Origin of the sequence: Massilia sp. Root418, from assembly GCF_001425265.1 — a bacterium.
Lineage (GTDB): Bacteria > Pseudomonadota > Gammaproteobacteria > Burkholderiales > Burkholderiaceae_D > Rugamonas.
In genome coordinates this window covers 51,155-70,932 of sequence record NZ_LMEC01000001.1, presented here as the reverse complement: position 1 = coordinate 70,932, position 19,778 = coordinate 51,155, and the positions used below count along the sequence as shown (strand labels likewise).

The following is a 19,778-nucleotide window of genomic DNA, read 5'->3' as shown; positions in this document are numbered from 1 at the left end:
ACGACTGGTTCTATGGCAATGTGCGCGCGATTGCAACATTTCCGTGCGAGCATGCAACACTTGCAAAACGTTAGTGCCAGCGCAGCGTGTCCCGCTTGGCCTCGTCGGCAAGGACATCGATGCCGCCTTCCGCCACGGCGGATTCGGCGTCCGACAGGAAGCGCGCCACGCGCGCAGCGACCAGCGCAGCGGCGCTATCGGCGCTATCGGCGCTATCGGGGATATCGTGGATATCGGGGATATCGGCGCTGCCCGCGCCATGGGCGCCATAGACGCCATAGACGCCATGGGCACCTGCGGGCGGTTGCAGGGCGCGCGGCGCCACGCCGACCCACCCATTGCGCCAGCTGCGCTTGGCCGCGTACAGGGCGGCGTCCGCCATGCGCTGCAGGGTGTCCAGGGCGGCGTCCAGGTCGCCGGGCGCCGCCCCCTGCCCGCCCGCCATGCCCGCCGAGCCCGGAGCAAAAGGAAACGGCGCGAAACCGATCGACACCGTCTTGCGCAGCACCTGCCCGTCCGGCAGCGTGAACGCATGCGCGGCAATGGCGGCGCGGATCTTTTCCGCCAGCAGCGGCCCCTGCTCGCGGCTGACAAAGCGCGCCACCAGCAGGAATTCCTCGCCGCCCCAGCGCACCACGTAGTCCGACGCACGCATGCAATGCTTCAGCACGTCCGCCGCCTGCACCAGCACGGCGTCGCCCGCCGCGTGGCCATGCACATCGTTGACCTGCTTGAAATGGTCCAGGTCCAGCATCAGCAGCACCAGGTCGGCATCGGGCGGCACCGGGGTTTCGCTATGGCGGCGTGCCGCCAGCGTGAGGTCGGCCCCGATGGCCTGCTCCAGGAAGCGCCGGTTGCGCAGCCCGGTCAGCGGATCGGTCAGGCTGGCTTCCTCGATGCGGCGGTACGCCGCCTGCAGGTCCGCCGTGCGCTCGGCCACGGTACGCTCCAGGTGCGCGCTGCGGCGGCGCAAATGCCGCAGCCGCAGCCGGAACAGCCCCGCCACGGCTGCCGCGCCCAGCAGCCACACCAGCGCGCGGAACCACCAGGTCTGGTAGAACGCGGGCACCACGGTCACCGCCATGTTCAGCTCGTCAGGACTCCAGGCGCCGGCGCGGTTGCTGCCCTGGATGCGCAGCCGGTAGCCGCCCGGCGGCAGATGGGTGTAGGCCGCCATGCGCTGGCTTGCGTCCAGCGCGGTCCAGCCCGTGTCATAGCCTTCCAGCCGGTAGCGGTATTGCAGCTTCTGCGGCGCGCTGTAGTCCAGCGCCGCGAATTCGAGCCGCAGGTCGCGCTGTTGCGGCTGCAGCACCAGCTTGCCGAGCACGCCCGCGCCCGGCTGCTCCACGCCGTCCACGCGCACCGCGCTAGCCACCAGCGGCGGCTGGTAGGTCCAGTCGCGCAGCTGCGCGGGCCGCAGCACCAGCAAGCCTTCGGGCGAGCCGAACAGCAGGCCGCCGTCGCGCATGCGGCTGCGGCTGGCGATGTACAACGTACGGAACTCGTTGCCGTCGGCCGGGCCGTAGGAGCGGTGCGTCCAGCGCACCGGGTCGATGCGCACCTTGCCGTTCAGCCAGACCTGGCCTTGCGCATCCTCGATCAGCGACTCGGCCGGGCCGGACGGCAGGTGCAGGCGCGGGCCCAGCAGGTCGAAGCGGGCGCTCTTGCCGTCCCAGGACTGCAGCACGGCCGCGCCGGACTGCGTGGCCAGCCACAGCTTGCCGTCGCGCGCGGTCATCAGGTCCGGCACCCAGTTGTCCGGCAGACTGTCGGCGCGGCCGGCCTCGCGGCGGATGCGCACGCCCTTGCCGGTGCTGGTGTTGAAGGCGGTGAGGCCGTTGTCGCTGCCGGCCCACAGGGTGCCGTCCGGCGTGAATGCCAGCGACTCCACTTCCCGGCCCGCCAGCGTGGACGGATCCTCCGGCTTGTGCATGTAAGCGGCGGTGACGCGGCCGCTGGCCGCGTCGATACGCGCCAGGCCGTTCAGCGCGCCTGTCCACAGGGCACCGTCCGGTGCGAACACCATCGCCCGGATGGGGCCGCCCGGCAGGCCGGCCTTGGCATCGTAGCGTTGGAAGGTGCGCTCGCCGGGACGCAGCCTGTGCAAGGTGCCGTCCAGCGTGCCCACCCAGACCGTGCCGTCCGGGCCCTGCGCCAGGCAGCTGACGGAACCGTCCGCCAGCGCGCCGGGCGCCGCCGGGTTGGGCCGGTAGCCGGTGCGCAGCACGCCGTCCGGGCCCAGCACGTCGATACCGTTGCCGTTGGTGCCCAGCCACAGATTGCCGTCGGCGGTTTCCATCGCGCGCACGATGGCGGGATGGCTGGGACCGTTCGGCTCGCGCGGGCTGTGGCGCAGCTTGAGAAAGGCGCGCGCGGCCGGATCGTGGCGCGCCAGGCCGCCGCCCCAGGTGCCCGCCCACACCAGGCCGGAGCGGTCCGACAGCAAGGCGCCGATGCGGTCGTTGCCCACCGTGCTGGGCAGCGCGTCGTGGCGCAAGCGGTCCACCACTTTCAGCGTGTCCGGGTCCACTACGTCGATGCCGCCGCCGAAGGTGCCCAGCCAGATTTCGCCGTTCGCCGTCTCGGTCAGGCTGTAGACCCAGAAGTGGCTCAGGCTGCCGGTGGCGATGGCGGCTGGCGCTGCCGGCGTCGTCGGCGTCGTCGGCGTCGTCGGCGTCGTCGGCGTCTTCGGCGTCGTCAGCGGCGGGCCCAGGCGCGCCAAGCTGCCTTTTGCGGGATCGTAGACCGCAGCCCCCTCACGCGCGGTGCCGATCCAGATGCGGCCGCGCTTATCTTGCATCAGCTTGGTGATCGGTACGCCAGCCAGCGTGGCGCCATCCGCGCCGGCAGCAGTGACCGCCTCGAAACGGCCATCACCCAGCCAGCGCTGCAAGCCGCTGCGCGAGCCTGCCCACAAGCGCCCTTCGCGGTCGAACAGGACGGCGCGCAACTGGTTGCCGGCCAGGCTGCCAGCGTCGCCCGGGACACTGCGGAAATGCTGGAACTTGCCGCTGGCCGGATCGAACCGGTCCAGGCCGCCGTCCGTGGCCAGCCAGAGCTTGCCTGACGGGTCCTCGGCGATGCCCTCCACCCTGTCATGCCCAAGGCTGTCCGGCCTGGCGGCGTCGTGCCGGTATTGCGTGAAGCGCTCAGTGCGGGGATCGAACACGGCCAGGCCGCCACTGATGGTGCCCACCCACAAGCGGCCGTCCCGCGCCACCATCAGGCTGCGCACATAGCTGCCGCCGAGCGCGTTCGGATCGCCCGGCCTGGCGCGGTAGACCTTGAAGCCATAGCCGTCGTAGCGCACCAGGCCGTCCTGCGTGCCCAGCCAGAGCAGGCCGCGCTGGTCCTGCACCATGGCCGTGGTCAGGTGCGCCGGAACGTCGTCCGGCATGGCGATGCGCTGGAAAGAAACGAGGCCGGGGCGGCTCTGCGCGGCAGCTGGAGAAAGGGCAAAGGCCAGGCAGAAGCCGACGAGCAGGCTGGGCCGCAAGAGCAGAGGCATGAGGCGATTCGATATTGATCTGAAGCATGATTATCGCATAGGCGCCCGCCGCCCCGGCAGCCAACCGGCCGGGCAGGCCGGCGCGCCCGTGCTGCCCGGCCTGGCGAGGATGGCCAGGATGGCCAGGCTGCAGCTGGCTGGCCTAATACCGCCGCATCACGAACTCCGCCACGCACACCGGCTTGGCCTGGCCTTCGCGTTCGATCACCACGCCCCACTCCACTTGCGCGCCGCCTTCGATGTCCTCGACGGACTGGATGGTCATGCGCGCGCGCAGGCGGCTGCCGACCGGTACCGGGCCGGGGAAGCGCACTTTGTTGAGACCGTAGTTCAGCCCCATCTTCATGTCCACCATGCGCAGCGCGCTCTCCAGCATGGCCGGCACCAGCGACAGCGTCAGGAAGCCGTGCGCGATGGTGCCGCCGAACGGCGATTCACGCCTGGCGCGCTCCACGTCCACGTGGATCCACTGATGGTCGTTGGTGGCCACGGCGAACTGGTTCACACGCTCCTGCGTGATCTCGATCCAGTCCGACACCGCCACTTCCTGGCCCACCAGCGTCTTCATTTCCTCCAGCGTGGCGATGTCACGCATGGGCAGCTCCCGCCGGCCGGCGGCCGAACATGCCCATGCCTTCCACGGTGCAAACCAGCTCGCCATGCTGGTTGGTGGCCTTCCAGACGGACACCACCACGCCCCGGTCCGGCTTGGAATTCGACGGCCGCACTTCCTTGGTCACATAGCTCACGCTCAGCGTGTCGCCGCCGTGCACGGGCTTGAGCCAGCGGATGCCGTCCAGGCCGGGCGAGCCCATGCTGGACGAATCGTTCAGGATACCGTCCACCACCAGCCGCATCATCATGCCGCAGGTGTGCCAGCCGCTGGCGGCCAGCTTGCCGAAGATGGAGCGTTCCCCCGCTTCGCGGTCGACGTGGAAAGGCTGCGGATCGAACTGCGTGGCGAAGGCGACGATCTCCTCCTCCGTCACGTGCCGGCTGCCCAGCGTAATCTCCTGGCCTTCAAAAAAGTCCTCGAAATACCATTTCTTCATGCAGCCTCTCCTTGTCGCTTACGCGGCGTGTTTGAATCCGGGCTGGGCGATGAAGCGTTCCAGGTGGTGGTCGGCGTCGCCCAGGGTCAGGTCTATCATGGTCAGGCGCTTGAAGTGGTGGGCGGCCGGCAGTTCGTCCGTCACGCCCATGCCGCCGTGCAGCTGCACCGCCTGCTGGCCGACGAATTTGCAGGCGTGGCCCACGCGCACCTTGGCGGCGGACACCACGCGGCGCCGTTCTTCCACGTCGCTGGAGGCCACTTTTACCGCCGCCAGCATGGCCATGGAACGCGCCTGCTCCAGGTGGATGAACATGTCAGCCATGCGGTGCTGCAGGGCCTGGAACTTGCCGATCGGCGCGCCGAACTGCTGGCGCGTTTTCAGGTATTCCAGGGTGGCGCCGAAAATGGCGTCCATGGCGCCCACGGCTTCCGCGCACAGCAAGGTGGCGCCGTAGTCGGCGGCGGCGTCGAGGATGTCCCAGCCTGCGCCCACGCCGCCCAGCAGCGCGGACGCGGGCACTTCGGCGCCGCTGAACTGCACGGTAGCGGCGCGCTGGCCGTCGATGGTGCGGTAGTCGGTGACTGTCACGCCCCCGGTATCGGCCGGCACCACGAACAGGGAAATGCCGCCCTTGTCGCGCTGCTCGCCGCCGCTGCGGGCCGAGACGATGAAAGCGCCAGCCTGGCCGCCGTGGATGACGACGGTCTTGGTGCCGTCCAGCACGTAGCCCTCCCCACGCTCGCGCGCGGTGACGGCCACGTCGCTCAGGTCGTGGCGCGACTGCTGCTCGCCCAGCGCGCAGGCCAGCTTGAGTTCGCCGCCCGCCACCTGCTCCAGCAGGCTTTCGTGGCCGCCGGCCAGCTTGAGGAATTGCGCGCCCATCACGGTGGCCAGGTAGGGTTCCACCACCAGGCCGCGGCCCAGTTCCTGCATCACCACCAGCATGTCCACCGCGCTGCCGTTGAAGCCGCCCTGTTCTTCCGGGACCGGCAGCGCCAGCATGCCCAGTTCGGCGAGCGTGGTCCACGCCTGGTCCGACACGCCGGACGGCGAATGGATGATGCGCTTGCGCGTTTCGAAGCCATAGTCCTTGTCCACCCAGCGGCGCAGGGCGTCGGCGAATTGCTGCTGTTCTTCTTTGAAAGTAAAGTCCATGCTGTCTCCCCTCACAGGCCCAGGATCATCTGGGTGATGATGTTTTTCTGTATCTCGTTCGACCCGCCGTAGATCGACGTCTTGCGGAAGTTGAAGTAGTAGCCGGCCAGCGGCGCGTTGTCGTCGTCGCCGGTCACGGCGTGCTCGGACTTGCCTTCCAGGTAGCTGGTGTCGAACGGCAGCGCGTCCGGGCCCAGCGCTTCGATCATCAGCTCGGTGAGGATCTGCTGGATCTCGGAACCGCGCACTTTCAGCATGGACGCTTGCGGGCCGGGTGTCTGGTCTTCCTGGCAGATGGTGCGCAGCACCGTGGTCTCCAGCGCCATCAGCTCGATCTCCAGGTTGGCCACCTTGGCGGCGAACAGCGGATCGTCCAGCAGCGGCTTGCCGCGCTTGAGCTGCTTCAGGGCCACCTTCTTCAGGAACTGCAGCTCGCGCTTGGAGCGGCCGACGGCGGCGATGCCGGTGCGCTCGTGGCCCAGCAGGTACTTGGCGTAGGTCCAGCCCTTGTTTTCCTTGCCGATCAGGTTGGCCACCGGCACCTTCACGTTGTCGAAGAAGACTTCGTTCACTTCGTGGTCTTCGTCCAGCATAATGATGGGGCGCACCGTGATGCCCGGCGTCTTCATGTCGATCAGCAGGAAGGAGATGCCCTCCTGCTTGCGCACGGTGCTGTCGGTGCGCACCAGGCAGAAGATCATGTCGGCGTGCTGGCCCAGCGTGGTCCAGGTTTTCTGGCCGTTCACGATGTAATGGTCGCCCACGCGCTCGGCGGTGGTTTTCAGCGAGGCCAGGTCGGAGCCGGAACCGGGCTCGGAGTAGCCCTGGCACCACCAGTCTTCGCAGCTCAGGATGCGCGGCAGGTAATAGGCTTTTTGTTCTTCGTTGCCGAAGGCCATGATGACCGGGGCCACCATGTTGATGCCGAAAGGCAGCACGGGCGGCGTACCGGCGATGGCGCACTCTTCTTCCCAGATGTGGCGCTGGGTGGCGTTCCAGCCGGGACCGCCGTACTCGACCGGCCAGGCCGGCGCAACCCAGCCTTGCCTGGCGACGATCCGGTGCCAGCGCACGATGTCCTCGCGCGACAGGCGCAGGTGCTTGCGCACCTTCTGCTGCAGGTCGGCGGGCAGGTTGGCTGCGAGGAAGGCGCGCACCTGGTCGCGGAACGCCAGATCCTCGGACGAGTAGTTCAAATCCATGCTGTCTCCTTGTTATGATCAATCGCAAAAAGCACGACCGTTCATTTATTGTACCGCACAAGGAGACAGCTTCAACACCTTTTAATGCACGACGGCCTCCAGCTGTACCATTTCACGCTGGAAGCCCTGCGGCGCCAGGCGCTGCTCGACCAGGGCCTTGGACACTTCCACCAGCCGCTCCTTGCGCACCGAGACGATCTCGTCGATCACGCTGAGTTCGGCCGGCATGCAGACGATAACCCAGATCGGCAGTTTGAGCAGCTTTTCCAGGTAGTCCAGGCGCGAGCCGTGCATGGCGAACATCTGGCTGCCCTGCCCGCCGATGTGCTCCACCGTGTGGCGGAAGTTGCCCACCTGGAGGCTGAAGGTGTCGGCTTCGCGCGCCAGTGCGGCCGGGCTCACGCCGGCCGGGAACAGGATGCCGGCCAGTTCGGCCAGTCCTTTCGGCGGGCGCGGGCCTTTCGGTCCGCCGGTGCCGCACCAGTCGTCGTCGTCCCAGCCGAAGTAGCTGCGCGCCTGGCCGCGCGTGTACTCGGCCGCCGCCAGCAGTTCGCGCTCGTCGGCGGCGCCGCGCTTGCCGAAGAAGGGGAAATGGTGCAGCGGCTTGCCGAACAGCGTGGCCGTCTGCGCCAGGTACAGTTCGGTATCCAGGATGTGGTTGTGCCACACGTAGTCCACATAGCGCGACGGCGAAATGGCTTTGCCGTGGTTGCTGTGCGAGAGGAACAGGAAGCCCTTGTAGCGGGTAATGGCGTTCGCCGTCTGCTCCAGCGACAGGCCGGGGCGGTCCTCCGGGTTCATCAGCTTGTAGGCCAGGGGGCCGAAGTCCAGGCTGTTCAGTTTTTGCAGGAAGTCCTTTTGTGTCTCACTCAGTCTCTCCGGAATTTTGGACATGACTCTACCTCCACGTAGTGGCCGCGGTTTTGGATAGGTTCCCACCACGCCGACCACTACGCGGCCGTCACCCGTGTCCCTGCTGTTGCGCCGGGACTTGTTTTGCTGCGAACCATATTAGGTCACGGCCATTTTTAAATACTCACCAATTGTCACAGCCGGCGGCATATTTAACAATTGAGCGATCGTTCACCATAGCCGGGGGCGGCACCGATTGTGACATTTTTCACAGGCGCGGCAGCCACATGATGGCGGCGGCCGCCACGATGCCCAGGCCCATGGCGGCCGTCAGCACGGCGAGGCCGGCCGCTACGGCGTAGCGCGCAACCGCCCCGCCGCCGTCGCGCGCGAGCAGGTAGAGCTGCAGCACCGCCAGCGGCAGCAGGAACTGGGCGAAGGACAGGAAAGTGAGGAAAGGGCCGGTGAAGGTCTTCGGGTCGAAGCCGGCCGGCCCCTGGTTGGCGACGATCCAGCCCATCAGCCCTACCCGGAAGAACCACACGCCGCTCACCGCCAGGAACAGGCGCAGCGCCCAGGCGCGGTGGCGGGCGAAGTCGCGCGCGCGGGCGTGGCGCACGGCCAGCGCGGCGCACAGCAGGATCAGCACGCCGTTCAGGCTCACGCCGATGTGCTGGGACAAGTCACCCACCGTGCCGCGCGCCCACACCATGTACAGGCCGGTCAGGCTGGCCACGGCGGCGAGCAGCACATAGACGCGGCCGTTCCAGCGGTGGAACGCGGGCGCGCGGCTGCGCACTTGCGGCACCAGCTGCAGGGCGCCGCCCACCGTAATGACCACCGCCAGCAGCATGTGCAGGCCGAAGGCGGCGTTGCCTGCCGTATCGCCCGGCACGTGGGCGTGCGGCGCCACCGCATGCCAGCGCGCCGGGTCGCCGCGCACCACGGCGCCGCCATACAGCGCGGCCACGTAATAAGCGAACAGCAGCTGGCCGATGACGGCCACGGTGAACCACAGCGTCGCCGCTGCGTTCAGAACGGCGCCGGCCGCCTTGGCGCCGCCTAAGCCGCGATTGCCAGGATTGCCAGGATTGCCGCGATTGCCGGCGGCGTGCGGCGCCGGCGCGTGCCCGGCGGCGGGATGTGATTGGATGGTGGTCATGCGAGGTCTCCGGTGAATGGGTCTGCGCACAAGATAGAGCGGCGCCGGAGCGTCCGGCAGCTTGCGGGCGGGGCGATGCGACGGGCGGCGGTTTTCGCGCCGTGAATGACGGTCCCCGGCTTGAACGGCGGCGTGCGAACGGTTATTGTTGCAAGATGATTAAAGCGCCGTCACTTCCGCTGTCCCTCCGCAGTGCCCTGCCAAGCTGGCGCCAGTTCCTGGTGGTGCTATTCCTGACCGGCCAGCTGTCCTGGCTGCTGCATGCCATGTCCAGGACTCCCTACACCACCGTGGCGGGCCATATCGTCTCCATCGGCATGGCCATGCTGCTGGTCTACGCGGCCTCCGCGCGGTGGCGCGTGCGCTGGCTGCCGCAGCCGCTGCTGCGGCTGGCGGCCGTGGGCCTGACGGCGCCGCTGGCGGCGCTTGCCACGCTGGTCGCCACGCAGCGCGGTAATTCGCTGGTCTTCATGCGCTCGTCCAGGGAAGTGTCCGGCTACGCCATGCTGGCCATCGTGATGTTCGTGCTGGGCTCCATCGTGGCCATGATCGGCCTGCGCGTGGAGCGCCGCGCGCGCGAACGGGCCGCGCTGCTGCAAGCCGAGCGGGAGCGCAACACGCTGGAACGCGAGCTGCTGGACGCCCGCCTGCGCCTGCTGCAAGCGCAGATCGAGCCGCACTTCCTGTTCAACACGCTGGCCAATATCCAGGCACTGGTCGAATCCGGTTCCGGCAACGCCGCGCCTGTGCTGCGCCACCTGATCGCCTACCTGCGCGCCGCCATGCCGCGCCTGCACGACGCGGACGCCACCCTGGGCAGCGAGCTGCAGCTGGTGCGCGCCTACCTGGAGCTGATGCACCTGCGCATGCCGGACCGGCTGCGGTACCAGCTGGACGCGGCGCCCGAGCTGCACGGCCTGCCCTTCCCCGCGATGGCCTTGCTGACACTGGTGGAGAACGCGGTCCGGCACGGCATCGACCCCAGCACCGACGGCGGCAGCATCGAAGTGGGCGGCAAAGCCGACGCAGCCAGCGGGCTGGTCACCCTGTGGGTGGCCGACACCGGCGTCGGCATGGCCGAGTCGGCGCAGCCGGGCACCGGGCTGGGCAATGTGCGCACGCGCCTGCAAGCCTTCTACGGCAGCACCGCCCGGCTGGACCTGCTGGAAAACGAGCCGCACGGCCTGCACGTTGAATTGATCTTCCCTCCCAGGAGCCCCGCATGAACCGCATTACCGCCCTGATCGCCGACGACGAACCGCTGCTGCGCGAGCACCTGCGCGCGCAACTGGGCAAGCTGTGGCCCGGGCTGGACGTCGTGGCGGACGCGCGCAACGGGCGCGAAGCGGTCGAACTGTTCGACGCGCACCAGCCGGACATTGCCTTCCTGGACGTGCACATGCCGGGGCTGAACGGCATTGAAGCGGCGCGCGCGCTGGCGCGGCGCGCGCAGATTGTCTTCATCACGGCGTACGAGCAGTACGCGGTGCAAGCCTTCGAGCAAGGCGCGATCGACTACCTGGTCAAGCCGGTGGACCCGGCGCGCCTGGCCGACACGGTGCAGCGGCTGCAGGAGCGGCTGGGCGCCGGGGTGGGCGCAGGGAGCGCGGCGCCGGACGCCATGCTGGACACGGTACTGGAGCGCATGGCCAGCGAATTGCGCCAGCGGGTGCCGGCGCGCGCCTGGCTGCAATGGATCAAGGCGTCGAGCGGCAGCCGCATGCGCCTGATCCCGGTGGAACAAGTGGCCTACCTGCGCGCGGACAGCAAATACACCACGGTGGTGTGGGACGACGGGCAGGCGCTGATACGCAAAAGCATCCGCGAGCTGGCCGACGAGCTGGACCCGGAGCGCTTCGTGCAGATCCACCGTTCGGCCATCGTCAACCTGCACTACGTGCGCGAGGTGGTGCGCGGCATGAACGAAACCGCCGACGTGCACCTGCGCGGCTATGCCGAGGTGCTGCCGGTGAGCCGCAGCTATCTGCACCATTTCCGGCAGATGTAGCCGCCGGCCCCCGCCTATTCCAGCGTGAACGGCAGGTCGCGTCCCTCGACGGCCTGGTTGCCGGCGTAGTCGGCGGCCAGCACGCGCAGGCGGTAATTGCCGGGGGCGAGGTCGGCCACGTTCCACATGGCGGGCGTGACCTGGCCGTGGATCATGCGGTTGGTGAGCGTGTAGGCGAAGCGCGTGGCCTTGCTGCCATAGACCGTGATGCCGCTATTGGGCGCGTAGGCATACTTCACGGCTTCGCGGTTGCGCGGCAGTTCGTCGTAGACCTGCGTGATGCGCGGCTGCTCGTAGCCTGGGACGGGAGTGCCGTCCTCGCGCAGCAGCTGGTAGCCCAGGGTGTACAGGCCGAGGCGGCGGCGCGCCTCGTTGCCGTCCATCTGGTCATAGGCGTCGACCACGATGCTCAATGCACCCGCGCTGCGCTGCACGGTCAGCGGCTTGCGCTTGGCCGCCTTGATGACCTTGCCCCGGCTGTCGAACAGGGTGATGCTGTTGATGCGCGGGCGCACCGTGTCCTGCTGGCCCCGGAACGGCAGGCTGAGGGGGTTGAGGGCCTTGCCCTGGTCGTAGTAATCCAGGTGGACGTGGGCCATGCCGTTGATAGTGCCCAGCGTGTCGCCTGCAGCGAAGCGGGCACCGCGCCGCACGCGCACGCGTTCGGGCTTGCCTTTGGCATTGCGCAGCAGCTGGAAGCGCTCGTCGAGCGCGGCGTTCCTGGTGTTGCGGCCCACCCGCATGTGGATGTAGGAGATGTTGCCGAGGGCGATGCCTTCGCTCAGGCTGCCGAAACCCCAGTTGGGCAGCGGGTCGCTGACCTTGACGGGCGCCACAGCCAGCACGGGTTTACCGACGTCGGCTTGCACGTCGAGGCCGGCGTGGAAGTGGTCGCGGCTCTCGCCTTCGAAGTTGCCGCGCACCTCGCCCATCAGGCCGACGATTTCATGCGGCTCGTCCTGCGGGCCGACCGGCCACAGCATGGTGGCGACGGGCGCCGCGCGGCGAGTCGTGGCAGACGCGTTCGGCGCGGCGACGCTGCTGCTGCCCGTGCCGGCGGCGCCGGGGTTGCCGGCGTTGCCGGGGTTGCCGGGGTTGTCGGGATTGCCGGCCTCGCCGCCCGCCTGCGCGGCAGCGATCGGCAGCGCGGCCAGCGCGGCCGAGGCCTGCGCGGGCGGGGCATCGGCGGGCGTGGCGGGGCTGACGCGGTGGATGCGGAAGGTCGCGGCGTCGCTGATGACCAGGCTGCCGTTCGGCGCCAGCGCCATGCCGCGCGGCGCGTACAGCTGCAGTTTGCCGTCGCTGCCGTATTCCGGCTCCACCCGCTGCGCGACGTCGGTCAGCCCGCCCACCTGACCCTGCGCCGTCAATTGCAGGATGCGGCCTTGCGCGCCGCTGGCGATGTAGAGGTGGCCGTCGTGCGTGCGCGCCAGCGCCATCGGCCGGCGCAACAGGGCCTGGCGGTCATTGTCCGGCGCGCGCATAACGGTGCTGACCACGCCGTCCGCGCCCGGCTTGCTGAGCTTGCGTATCGCATTGTTGCGCGTGTCCGCGATCAGCAGGCCGCCGTCGCCGTCGAGCACCACTGCGCACGGCGTGTCGAAACCCGCCTTGAGCGCCGGCCCGTCCGCGTCGCCCGGCGCGCCGCTGCCGGCGATGGTGGTCACCGTGCCGTCCGGCGCAATGCGGCGGATCGCGTCGTTGTACGTGTCTGCCACGTAGACCACGCCATCCGCGTCCACCGCCACGCCCACCGGGCCGTTGAACTGCGCTTCCCTGCCCTTGCCGTCCGCCGTGCCCGCCACGCCGCTGCCGGCCAGCGTGCTCACGGTGCCGTCCGGCGCCACTTTCCTGATCGCGTTGTTGCCGGTGTCGGCCACGTACAGATTGCCTCTGGCGTCGATGGCAATGCCGGACGGCGTATTGAACATGGCTTGCGCGCCCGGGCCGTCCGCGAAGCCCTCCTTGCCGCCCGCCAGCGTGGACGTGGCGCCGCCCGGCGTGAGCTTGCGGATGCGGTTGTTGTCGCCGGCGTCGGCGATGTAGATGTTGCCCGCCTCGTCCACCGCCACGCCATAGGGGTCCGAAAAGCGCGCCACGGTCAACGGCATATTGCCTTCCCCCGCGCCGGCCTTGCCGTCCCCGGCCAGGGTAGTCACGCGCGCGGCCCAGAAGGCGGGCGTGTGCGCCGCAGCCCGGTCCGGCTGGGGCCCCTGCGCCTGCGCGGGCGCACGCTGCGGCGCCCCCGCCTGCAGGTAAAAATACACGCCGGCGCCAGCCATTGCCGCCGCCACACCTATGCCCGCCAGGGCCAAATGATTCCGCTTCGCCGCCACGTCACTACCCATCGATGTCTGAAGAGCGAGCTTAACCGAAAAGATGGTGTCCATGCCATAGTTAGCGTTCGTACGACGCGCCTCGAGGCTGCCATGCTGAAAGGCTCGCGGCTGCACCGCCCATGCGCTCGGGCACGGCTTACTTTTTCCGCGCGCGCTTGAGGAAAGCCGGCAGCAGGTTGAACGCTGTCGCCAGCGCGTGCATCTGCCAGGGGAACACGCAGCGCTCGTCGCGCCGGGCGATGGCGGCGGCAATGCGCTGCACGGCTTCCTGCTCGGACATGAGGAAGAGCTTGCGGCTGGCGTCGCCGCCGTTCAGTTCGCGCAGGCGGGCCGTGTCCACATAGCCGGGCACGATCACGGTGACGGCGATGCCGAACGGCGCCAGCGCCTTGCGGTAGGCGCCGCAGATGGCGATGGCGGCGCGCTTGCTGGCGCTGTACAGGGAGCCGTTCGGGTAGTCGTCCTGCAGGCCGGCGATGGAGGCGATGGCCACCAGGTGGCCCTGGCCTTGGCCGTGCGCCATCATGGCGTCGGCGGCGGCGCTGAAGGCGTGGTCCAGGCCGCCCACGTTCACGCGCAGCACCGGCAAGGTGCTGCTGCGGTCGCGCGCAATGGCGGCGGCGTCGGTGTACTGGCCTGCCGAGACGATCAGCAGGTCCAGGCCCGCCCCGGATGCCACCTCCGCCACCACGCGCGCCACCGCGGCGCGGTCCGCGATATCGCAGGCGTGCACGCTGACGCGGCTGTCCCGCGCGAACGCCTCGCCGTCCAGCCTGGCGGGATGCCGGCCGCAGACCGCCACCCGCGCGCCCTGCTGCCAGTAATGCCGCGCCAGGCCCAGCCCGATGCCGCTGGTGCCGCCGATAATCATCACCTTCATGCCAGCGCCCTGTTGTAGCGGGTGGCGCGGCGCATGGCCGGGCGGCGGCCCTGGGCGGCCAGCGCGTACGCCTCGCTGGCGCGCTGGTAGCCGTACTGCCACTGCGCCTCCACCTGCGCCACATAGTCCGGATAGCTGGGCGGCGCCACCAGCTGCACGCGGTTGCGCAGCCAGTCCACCCGCTTGCGGATCCCGTTGCCGCGCAGGGCAATGCCGACGTCGCTGGTGTCCACCCACACGTCCACCGGCTGGCCGTGCACGTGCTGCATGCGGCGGTTGCCGTCAAAGCCGAACACGGCGCGCAAGGCGGGAATGGCCATCAGCTGGTCGTATGGCGGCTTCATCTCCATGGTGACGCGACGCGCCAGACTACGCGCCAGCTCAACCGGGAACAGGTCCACCACGCCGCCGGTGTAATGGCCGCCGGCGACGGAATGGCAGCGGAAGTAAAACATGTCGGAAATCGAGATGCGCACGGCGTCGGCCAGCGGCATCGCGGTATCGACCAGCAGCGCGGGCGCCACCGCGTCGGTCCAGCCGTCGCTGCCGATGGCCGACGGCAGCCCTTCGGCCAGCGCGGCGGTGCGGCTGCCGCAGAACAGCGTCACGCCGTACAGCTGGCGGTCCCCGCGCACCTGGCCCACCTCGTGCTCGCCGAACAGCATCTTGCCGCCGATGATGGCCAGCGCGGTGCCGCCCTGCCCGGCCGCCGGCGGCAAGGGCAGCACGGCGGGGATTTCGAACAGGTAGTCGTGGAACAGGTCCGGCAGGCGCGCAACCTTGCCGCGGTGCAAGCGGCGCAGCGCCACGTTGGCGAGCGCGCGCAGCGGCGCGGCGCGCGGGCCGGATTGCAGGCCGCAGAAGAATTCGTACATCTGCGGCGACGCCACCCAGGCCTTGCGCGCGGCGCTGTCCGGCAGGTTGCGGATGATGGCGCCGGCCACGGCCCCGCCGCAGGTGGCCAGCAACAGGTCCGGCTCCTGGCCGGCGTCGACGGCGGCGGCGTGCATGCCGAGATAGTAGCCAAAGCGGAAGCCGCCGCCGGCCAGCACCATGCAGCGTTCGTATCGTTGGTCTGGCTGAGCTTGCATCATGCGTGACATAATGCATCAATTACATAGTTATTAACAAGGACAGTTCGATCATGCAGCCGGACGCAGTGCCCAGCATGCGCGAGCGCGTGGCCCAGCTTGTGCTGAATGGCGCGCTGTTCGGGCTATGTTACCCCTTGGCGAACCACTTGGCAGCACGCGCCGGGGTGACCCGCAGCGTGGCCCTGCCGTGGGACGCGGCGCTGCCCTTCGTGCCCTGGATGGTGCTGCCCTACATGACGTCCGGCCTGCTGTTTGCGCTTAGTTTCCTGCTGGCGGAAAGCCGCGCCGGCCTGTCCGCGCTGAGCAGGCGCGTGGCCTTCGCCACCGTGGCCGCCTGCCTCGTGTTTGCTGCCTTTCCAGTGCGCTTCGGCTTCGAACGCCCGGCAGTGGACGCCGCCCTGCCCGCCTGGCTGTTCGCCCGCTTGTCCGCCATGGACCAGCCCTACAACCAGCTGCCTTCGCTGCACGTGGCTTACTGCCTGATCTTCTGGCCGGCCCTGAGCGCCGGCCGGCGCGCCGCGCCGCGCCTGGTGCTCGCTGCCTGGCTGCTGCTGGTGGCGGCGGCCACCGTGTTCACCTACCAGCACCACCTGGCCGACGTCGCCGGCGGCGCCCTGCTCGGCCTGCTGGCCATCCGCGCGCTGCCCGCCACCGGCGCCGGCAGCGTTGGCCGGACCGCATCCCGCCCGGTGGCCTTCGTCTACACGCTCATGGCCGGCCTGGCGCTGCTGGCCTGGTTCGCGCTGGGCGGGCCGTGGTGGCTATACCTGTGCGCCAGCCTGCTGCTGGTGGCGTGGGCTTACCACCGCCGCAATGCCGCCTTCCTGCACAAGCGCCACGGCCGCTATCCGCTGTGGGTCTGGCTGCTGTACGCGCCCTACCTGGGCGGCTACCTGCTGACCTGGCAGCTGGTGCGCTGGCGCGAACGCCACCGCCCGCCATTCGACCGCCACAGCGACCGGCTGTGGGTGGGCCGCCGCCTGAGCAACGCCGAAGCGGCCCGCCTGCCGGCCGACTGCGCCGTCATCGACCTGTCCAACGAGCTGAGCGAAACGGCGGCGCTGCGCGGCCGCCCGTATCAACACTTCCCGCTGCTGGACCTGCAGGCGCTGGACGCCCGCACCGCCCAGCCGGTGCTGGCCGCCATCGCCGCGCACGCCGGCCAGGGCCGCAATATCTACCTGCACTGCGCCATGGGCTACCAGCGCAGCCGCCGCATCGCCCAACTGTATGAGGAGTATGCCAAGCAATGAGCTTTTCGATCTATCAGCTGAAACCGAAATTCCAGCAACTGCTGCAACCGCTGATGCGTGCGCTGGTACGCTGCCGCGTGACGCCCAACCAGATCACGCTGGCCACCATGCTGCTGTCCGTGGCCTACGGCGCCGCGCTGGCCTGGCAGCCCGGCTGCAGCGGCCTGTGGCTGGGCATGCCGGCCTTCCTGCTGCTGCGCATGGCGCTCAACGCCATCGACGGCATGCTGGCCAACGCCACGGGCCAGAAGACCCGCCTCGGCACGCTGCTGAACGAAATCTGCGACCAGGTGTCCGATGCGGCGCTTTACCTGCCCTTCATGCTGGCCGCCGCGCTGCACGCGCCGCTGGTGGTGCTGTGCGTGGTAGGCGCGCTGCTGGCCGAGTTCGCCGGCGTGCTGGCCCTCAGCGTGGGCACGCCGCGCCGCTTCGACGGTCCCATGGGCAAGAGCGACCGCGCCTTCTGGTTCGGCCTGCTTGCCCTGCTGATCGCCTACCGGGCCGCGCCGCTGCTGCTGAACGGCATCCTGATGCTGGTGATCGCGCTGTCCGTGTGGACCGTGTTCAACCGCCTGCGCCAGGCGCTGCGGGTTTCTGCGCCAGCGACACGGTAAAGATCCCTTCCAGGCCGATGCTGGTGGAGATTTTCGCGCCGCCGGAATAAGCCACCAGCCCGTCCATTTCCGCCTGCGGACGGGGGCGCATCTGCCACGGCGTGCCGCGATGGCTGCTCAGGGTCAGTGCGATCATGTCCAGCTGCGGGTGCCAGGGCTGGCCGGTGTAGATCAGATGGCCGCCAGGGCGCAGCACGCTGAAGATGCCTTTCAGCGATGCGGCCACCGGCTCGTTGTCGCTGAACAGCTCGTGCAGCCCGGACACGATCACGATGTCGTACAGGCCTTCGGCGGCGCGGTAGCTGTCAGGATTGAAGGCGTCGCGCAGCTGGAACTCCACGCTGGCGCGCAGCTGGAGCGCGTCCGCCAGCGCGCGCGCCTGGTCCAGGTTGTGCTGGGCGTAGTCGCGCAGCGTCACCTGGATATCCTTGTCCTGGAAGCGCTTCACCGTCTCCAGCACGTAGCGGCCCGAGCCCGCCGCAATGTCCAGGATGCGCAGTGGCGCCTCCCCGCTGTGCGCGGCGATGCGCTCGCCCAGCATTTGCTGCAGCTGGCGCTTGCGCAGGCGGATGCCGCGCCAGCCCACCGCGTCCAGGTAGCCCCGGTCCATGGTCTTGCCCATGATGAAACGGCCGCCGGCCTGGTTGCGGTACACATAGTCCAGCGAGGCGCCCGAATCGAAGCCGTGTTCCAGGCCGATCTTCATGCCGTCGCTCACGCCGCCCATGGCGCCCAGCATCACGCGCTGCATGCCGAACCAGGCCTTGGCCAGCACGCCGCAGCTTTCTCCGGCCTGCATGGCGGCATAGCGGCGCGCGCTATGGCTGTCGCGGTCGGCGTTCAGGTAGTGCGACGGCGCCAGCGGCGCGCGCGCGAAGCAGTGTTCGACGAACTGCCGGCTTTCGTGCAGCGCCACGCTGGTGTCCTGCTCGTAGAACAGGGCGTGGAAGGCGTCTGGCAGGCGCACGTAGCGCTTGAGCGGCGAGGACAAGCGCTCGAAGAAGGTCTGCTGCGGCCCCTCCTTCACCACGTAGTCCTTGCCGGCGGCCAGCATCAGCACCGGCGTGTCGATGGCGGCGGCGTCGTGCACGATGCGCTTTGCCGTGTCGGCCAGGCCCAGCAGCACGCAGGCGGAGATGGCCTTGGCGATCAGCGGATCGGCGCCGTAGGCGGCCGCCTCCTGCGGCGAATGCGTCAGCATGCCGGGGCGGATGTAGCTGGTGACGAACAGCTCCGGCTTGAAGCGGCGCGCGAACCGCAGCGCCGGCTTGGCCAGCGGCACGTAGAGTTTGATCTCGAACGCGGCAGCAGCCATGATGACGCCGCGCACGCGCGGCGCATAGTCATGCAGCCAGGTGGCGGCGATGACGGCGCCCACGCTGTTGGCCACCACCAGGATGTTTTCCTCGGCAAAGCCGTGCACCTGGCGGAGATGGCGGATAAAGGTGTCGAAATCCTCCACCAAGGCCTCGAAGCTGGGCGCGTCGCCGCGCTCGCCGGGCGAGTAGCCGTGGCCGCGCGCGTCCCAGGCGAAGGCGTGGTCCTGGGTGAAGCCGAACTGCTCCACCAGCGGCTGGATGCGGCCGGAATGCTCGTGGCCACGGTGCAGGAACACCAGCGCGCGCTGCGGCCCGTCCTGGCGCGGCGCCATCGGTTCCCAGGCGCGGTAGAACAGGCGGGTGCCGTCCTTGCAGTCGAAACCGGATTCGGTGGTGCGCCAGGCCAGTGAGCGTTCAGCTTTCATGCGAGCTTCCCTTGATAGGTGATGATCAGACAATACAGCAGCGGCGCGGTGACCACCAGGCTGTCCACCCGGTCCAGGATGCCGCCGTGGCCGGGTATCAATTGCGAAAAATCTTTTACGCCCAGCACCCGCTTGGCGGCCGAGAACATCAGGTCGCCGCAGAAGCCGCCCAGGGACAGCAGCACGGCAAAAGCAGCCAGCTGGCCCGCGTCCGCCAGGTGCAGATAGCGGCCCAGCGCCAGCGACAGCAGCACGCTGGCGGCCACCCCGCCCAGCAGCCCCTGCCAGGTTTTGTTAGGGCTGATGCCGGGCGCGATGCGGTGGCGGCCAAACAGCGTACCGCTGATGAACTGTGCCACGTCGTTCAGCGACGTCAGCACATACAAATAGAACAGCCATGCCAGGCGCTGGTGCGACGCCAGCGGCAGCGCCTCGTAGCGCGGCAGGAAACTCACGCTGAAGCAGAGGATCAGCCACAACAGCCAGAGCAAGGCGTCGCGGCTCCGTGACTTGAGGAAATATACCAGCGTTGTGAAGATGGCAAGCGCCAGCAGCAGGGAAACTGCCAGCGGTTTGACGGAGATCAAAGCGAGTGTGGCTGCGCCAAGGGCGGCGGCGGGCCAGGCGAAGCGCCTGGCCCGGCCTGTGCTGGCAAACGGCGCCAGCTCGCGCAGCGCCAGCGCGACTATGATCAGCGCCAGCAGCGGCGCGCCGGCCGGATGCAGCAGCAGGCTGACCGTGACAACGGGGAAGATCCACCACCAGGCGTTCACTTGCAGCCTGAGCTGGCTTTGCGGCCGCGCACGCAGCGACAGCCCAACGCCCAGCGAGGCCATGCCCAGCATCAGGTACAGCATGCCGAGCGCGGTGAGTATCTCCGTGCCCAGCAAGGAAAGCATGACTTGCATAATC

General features: G+C 68.9%; 16 protein-coding genes. 4 read left to right on the top strand and 12 right to left on the bottom strand.

What is annotated here, in order from left to right:
- Nucleotides 1-70 precede the first annotated feature (70 nt).
- The 7 genes from ASC94_RS00265 to ASC94_RS00235 all read right to left on the bottom strand — a co-directional run bounded on the left by ASC94_RS00265 (nucleotide 71) and on the right by ASC94_RS00235 (nucleotide 8,934).
- Nucleotides 71-3,508: a ligand-binding sensor domain-containing diguanylate cyclase gene (locus ASC94_RS00265; RefSeq protein WP_082615966.1), complete on the bottom strand. Its 3,438-nt coding sequence runs from the start codon at nucleotides 3,506-3,508 to the stop codon at nucleotides 71-73.
- 142 nt (nucleotides 3,509-3,650) lie between these two features.
- Entirely contained in the window at nucleotides 3,651-4,103 is a 453-nt protein-coding gene (locus ASC94_RS00260; RefSeq protein WP_056389050.1) for a MaoC family dehydratase, read from the bottom strand.
- On the bottom strand, nucleotides 4,096-4,560 hold the full coding sequence (locus ASC94_RS00255; protein ID WP_056389046.1) for a MaoC family dehydratase: 465 nt from the start codon (nucleotides 4,558-4,560) through the stop codon (nucleotides 4,096-4,098). Before ASC94_RS00255 ends, ASC94_RS00260 begins: the two co-directional genes overlap by 8 nt.
- Before the next feature lie 18 nt (nucleotides 4,561-4,578).
- Nucleotides 4,579-5,718, bottom strand: a complete 1,140-nt coding sequence (locus tag ASC94_RS00250) for an acyl-CoA dehydrogenase family protein (protein WP_056389042.1) — start codon at nucleotides 5,716-5,718, stop codon at nucleotides 4,579-4,581.
- A gap of 11 nt (nucleotides 5,719-5,729) precedes the next feature.
- A complete protein-coding gene (locus ASC94_RS00245) occupies nucleotides 5,730-6,920 on the bottom strand; it encodes an acyl-CoA dehydrogenase family protein (protein WP_056389039.1) in 1,191 nt (396 codons plus the stop codon).
- Between the two features lie 81 nt (nucleotides 6,921-7,001).
- Entirely contained in the window at nucleotides 7,002-7,814 is an 813-nt protein-coding gene (locus tag ASC94_RS00240; RefSeq protein WP_056389036.1) for a hypothetical protein, read from the bottom strand.
- Between the two features lie 226 nt (nucleotides 7,815-8,040).
- A complete protein-coding gene (locus tag ASC94_RS00235) occupies nucleotides 8,041-8,934 on the bottom strand; it encodes a DUF2306 domain-containing protein (RefSeq protein WP_056389033.1) in 894 nt (297 codons plus the stop codon).
- 155 nt (nucleotides 8,935-9,089) lie between these two features.
- Between ASC94_RS00235 and ASC94_RS00230 the strand changes: the two genes are divergently transcribed.
- Both ASC94_RS00230 and ASC94_RS00225 read left to right on the top strand, forming a co-directional pair.
- Entirely contained in the window at nucleotides 9,090-10,160 is a 1,071-nt protein-coding gene (locus ASC94_RS00230; RefSeq protein WP_056389030.1) for a sensor histidine kinase, read from the top strand.
- A complete protein-coding gene (locus tag ASC94_RS00225) occupies nucleotides 10,157-10,942 on the top strand; it encodes a LytTR family DNA-binding domain-containing protein (protein ID WP_056389027.1) in 786 nt (261 codons plus the stop codon). Before ASC94_RS00230 ends, ASC94_RS00225 begins: the two co-directional genes overlap by 4 nt.
- A gap of 14 nt (nucleotides 10,943-10,956) precedes the next feature.
- Here the strand turns inward: ASC94_RS00225 and ASC94_RS00220 are convergent, their stop codons facing one another.
- The 3 genes from ASC94_RS00220 to ASC94_RS00210 form a co-directional block, all read right to left on the bottom strand.
- Nucleotides 10,957-13,224: an NHL repeat-containing protein gene (locus ASC94_RS00220; RefSeq protein ID WP_056389023.1), complete on the bottom strand. Its 2,268-nt coding sequence runs from the start codon at nucleotides 13,222-13,224 to the stop codon at nucleotides 10,957-10,959.
- A gap of 193 nt (nucleotides 13,225-13,417) precedes the next feature.
- A complete protein-coding gene (locus tag ASC94_RS00215; RefSeq protein ID WP_056389019.1) occupies nucleotides 13,418-14,161 on the bottom strand; it encodes an SDR family oxidoreductase in 744 nt (247 codons plus the stop codon).
- Nucleotides 14,158-15,216, bottom strand: coding sequence for a patatin-like phospholipase family protein (locus ASC94_RS00210; RefSeq protein WP_056389015.1), 1,059 nt, complete (start codon nucleotides 15,214-15,216; stop codon nucleotides 14,158-14,160). The genes ASC94_RS00215 and ASC94_RS00210 overlap by 4 nt, the downstream gene beginning before the upstream one ends.
- 89 nt (nucleotides 15,217-15,305) lie before the next feature.
- Here ASC94_RS00210 and ASC94_RS00205 point away from each other — a divergent pair, with 89 nt between their 5' ends.
- Together ASC94_RS00205 and ASC94_RS00200 are read left to right on the top strand one after the other, a co-directional pair.
- On the top strand, nucleotides 15,306-16,508 hold the full coding sequence (locus ASC94_RS00205) for a phosphatase PAP2 family protein (protein WP_056389012.1): 1,203 nt from the start codon (nucleotides 15,306-15,308) through the stop codon (nucleotides 16,506-16,508).
- Nucleotides 16,505-17,122, top strand: a complete 618-nt coding sequence (locus tag ASC94_RS00200; protein WP_056389010.1) for a CDP-alcohol phosphatidyltransferase family protein — start codon at nucleotides 16,505-16,507, stop codon at nucleotides 17,120-17,122. Before ASC94_RS00205 ends, ASC94_RS00200 begins: the two co-directional genes overlap by 4 nt.
- Here the strand turns inward: ASC94_RS00200 and ASC94_RS00195 are convergent.
- Both ASC94_RS00195 and ASC94_RS00190 read right to left on the bottom strand, forming a co-directional pair.
- Nucleotides 17,073-18,866, bottom strand: coding sequence for a bifunctional alpha/beta hydrolase/class I SAM-dependent methyltransferase (locus ASC94_RS00195; protein WP_056389007.1), 1,794 nt, complete (start codon nucleotides 18,864-18,866; stop codon nucleotides 17,073-17,075). The two genes, ASC94_RS00200 and ASC94_RS00195, sit on opposite strands and share 50 nt — an antisense overlap.
- Entirely contained in the window at nucleotides 18,863-19,774 is a 912-nt protein-coding gene (locus ASC94_RS00190; RefSeq protein ID WP_056389005.1) for a phosphatidate cytidylyltransferase, read from the bottom strand. The genes ASC94_RS00195 and ASC94_RS00190 overlap by 4 nt, the downstream gene beginning before the upstream one ends.
- Nucleotides 19,775-19,778: the final 4 nt, after the last annotated feature.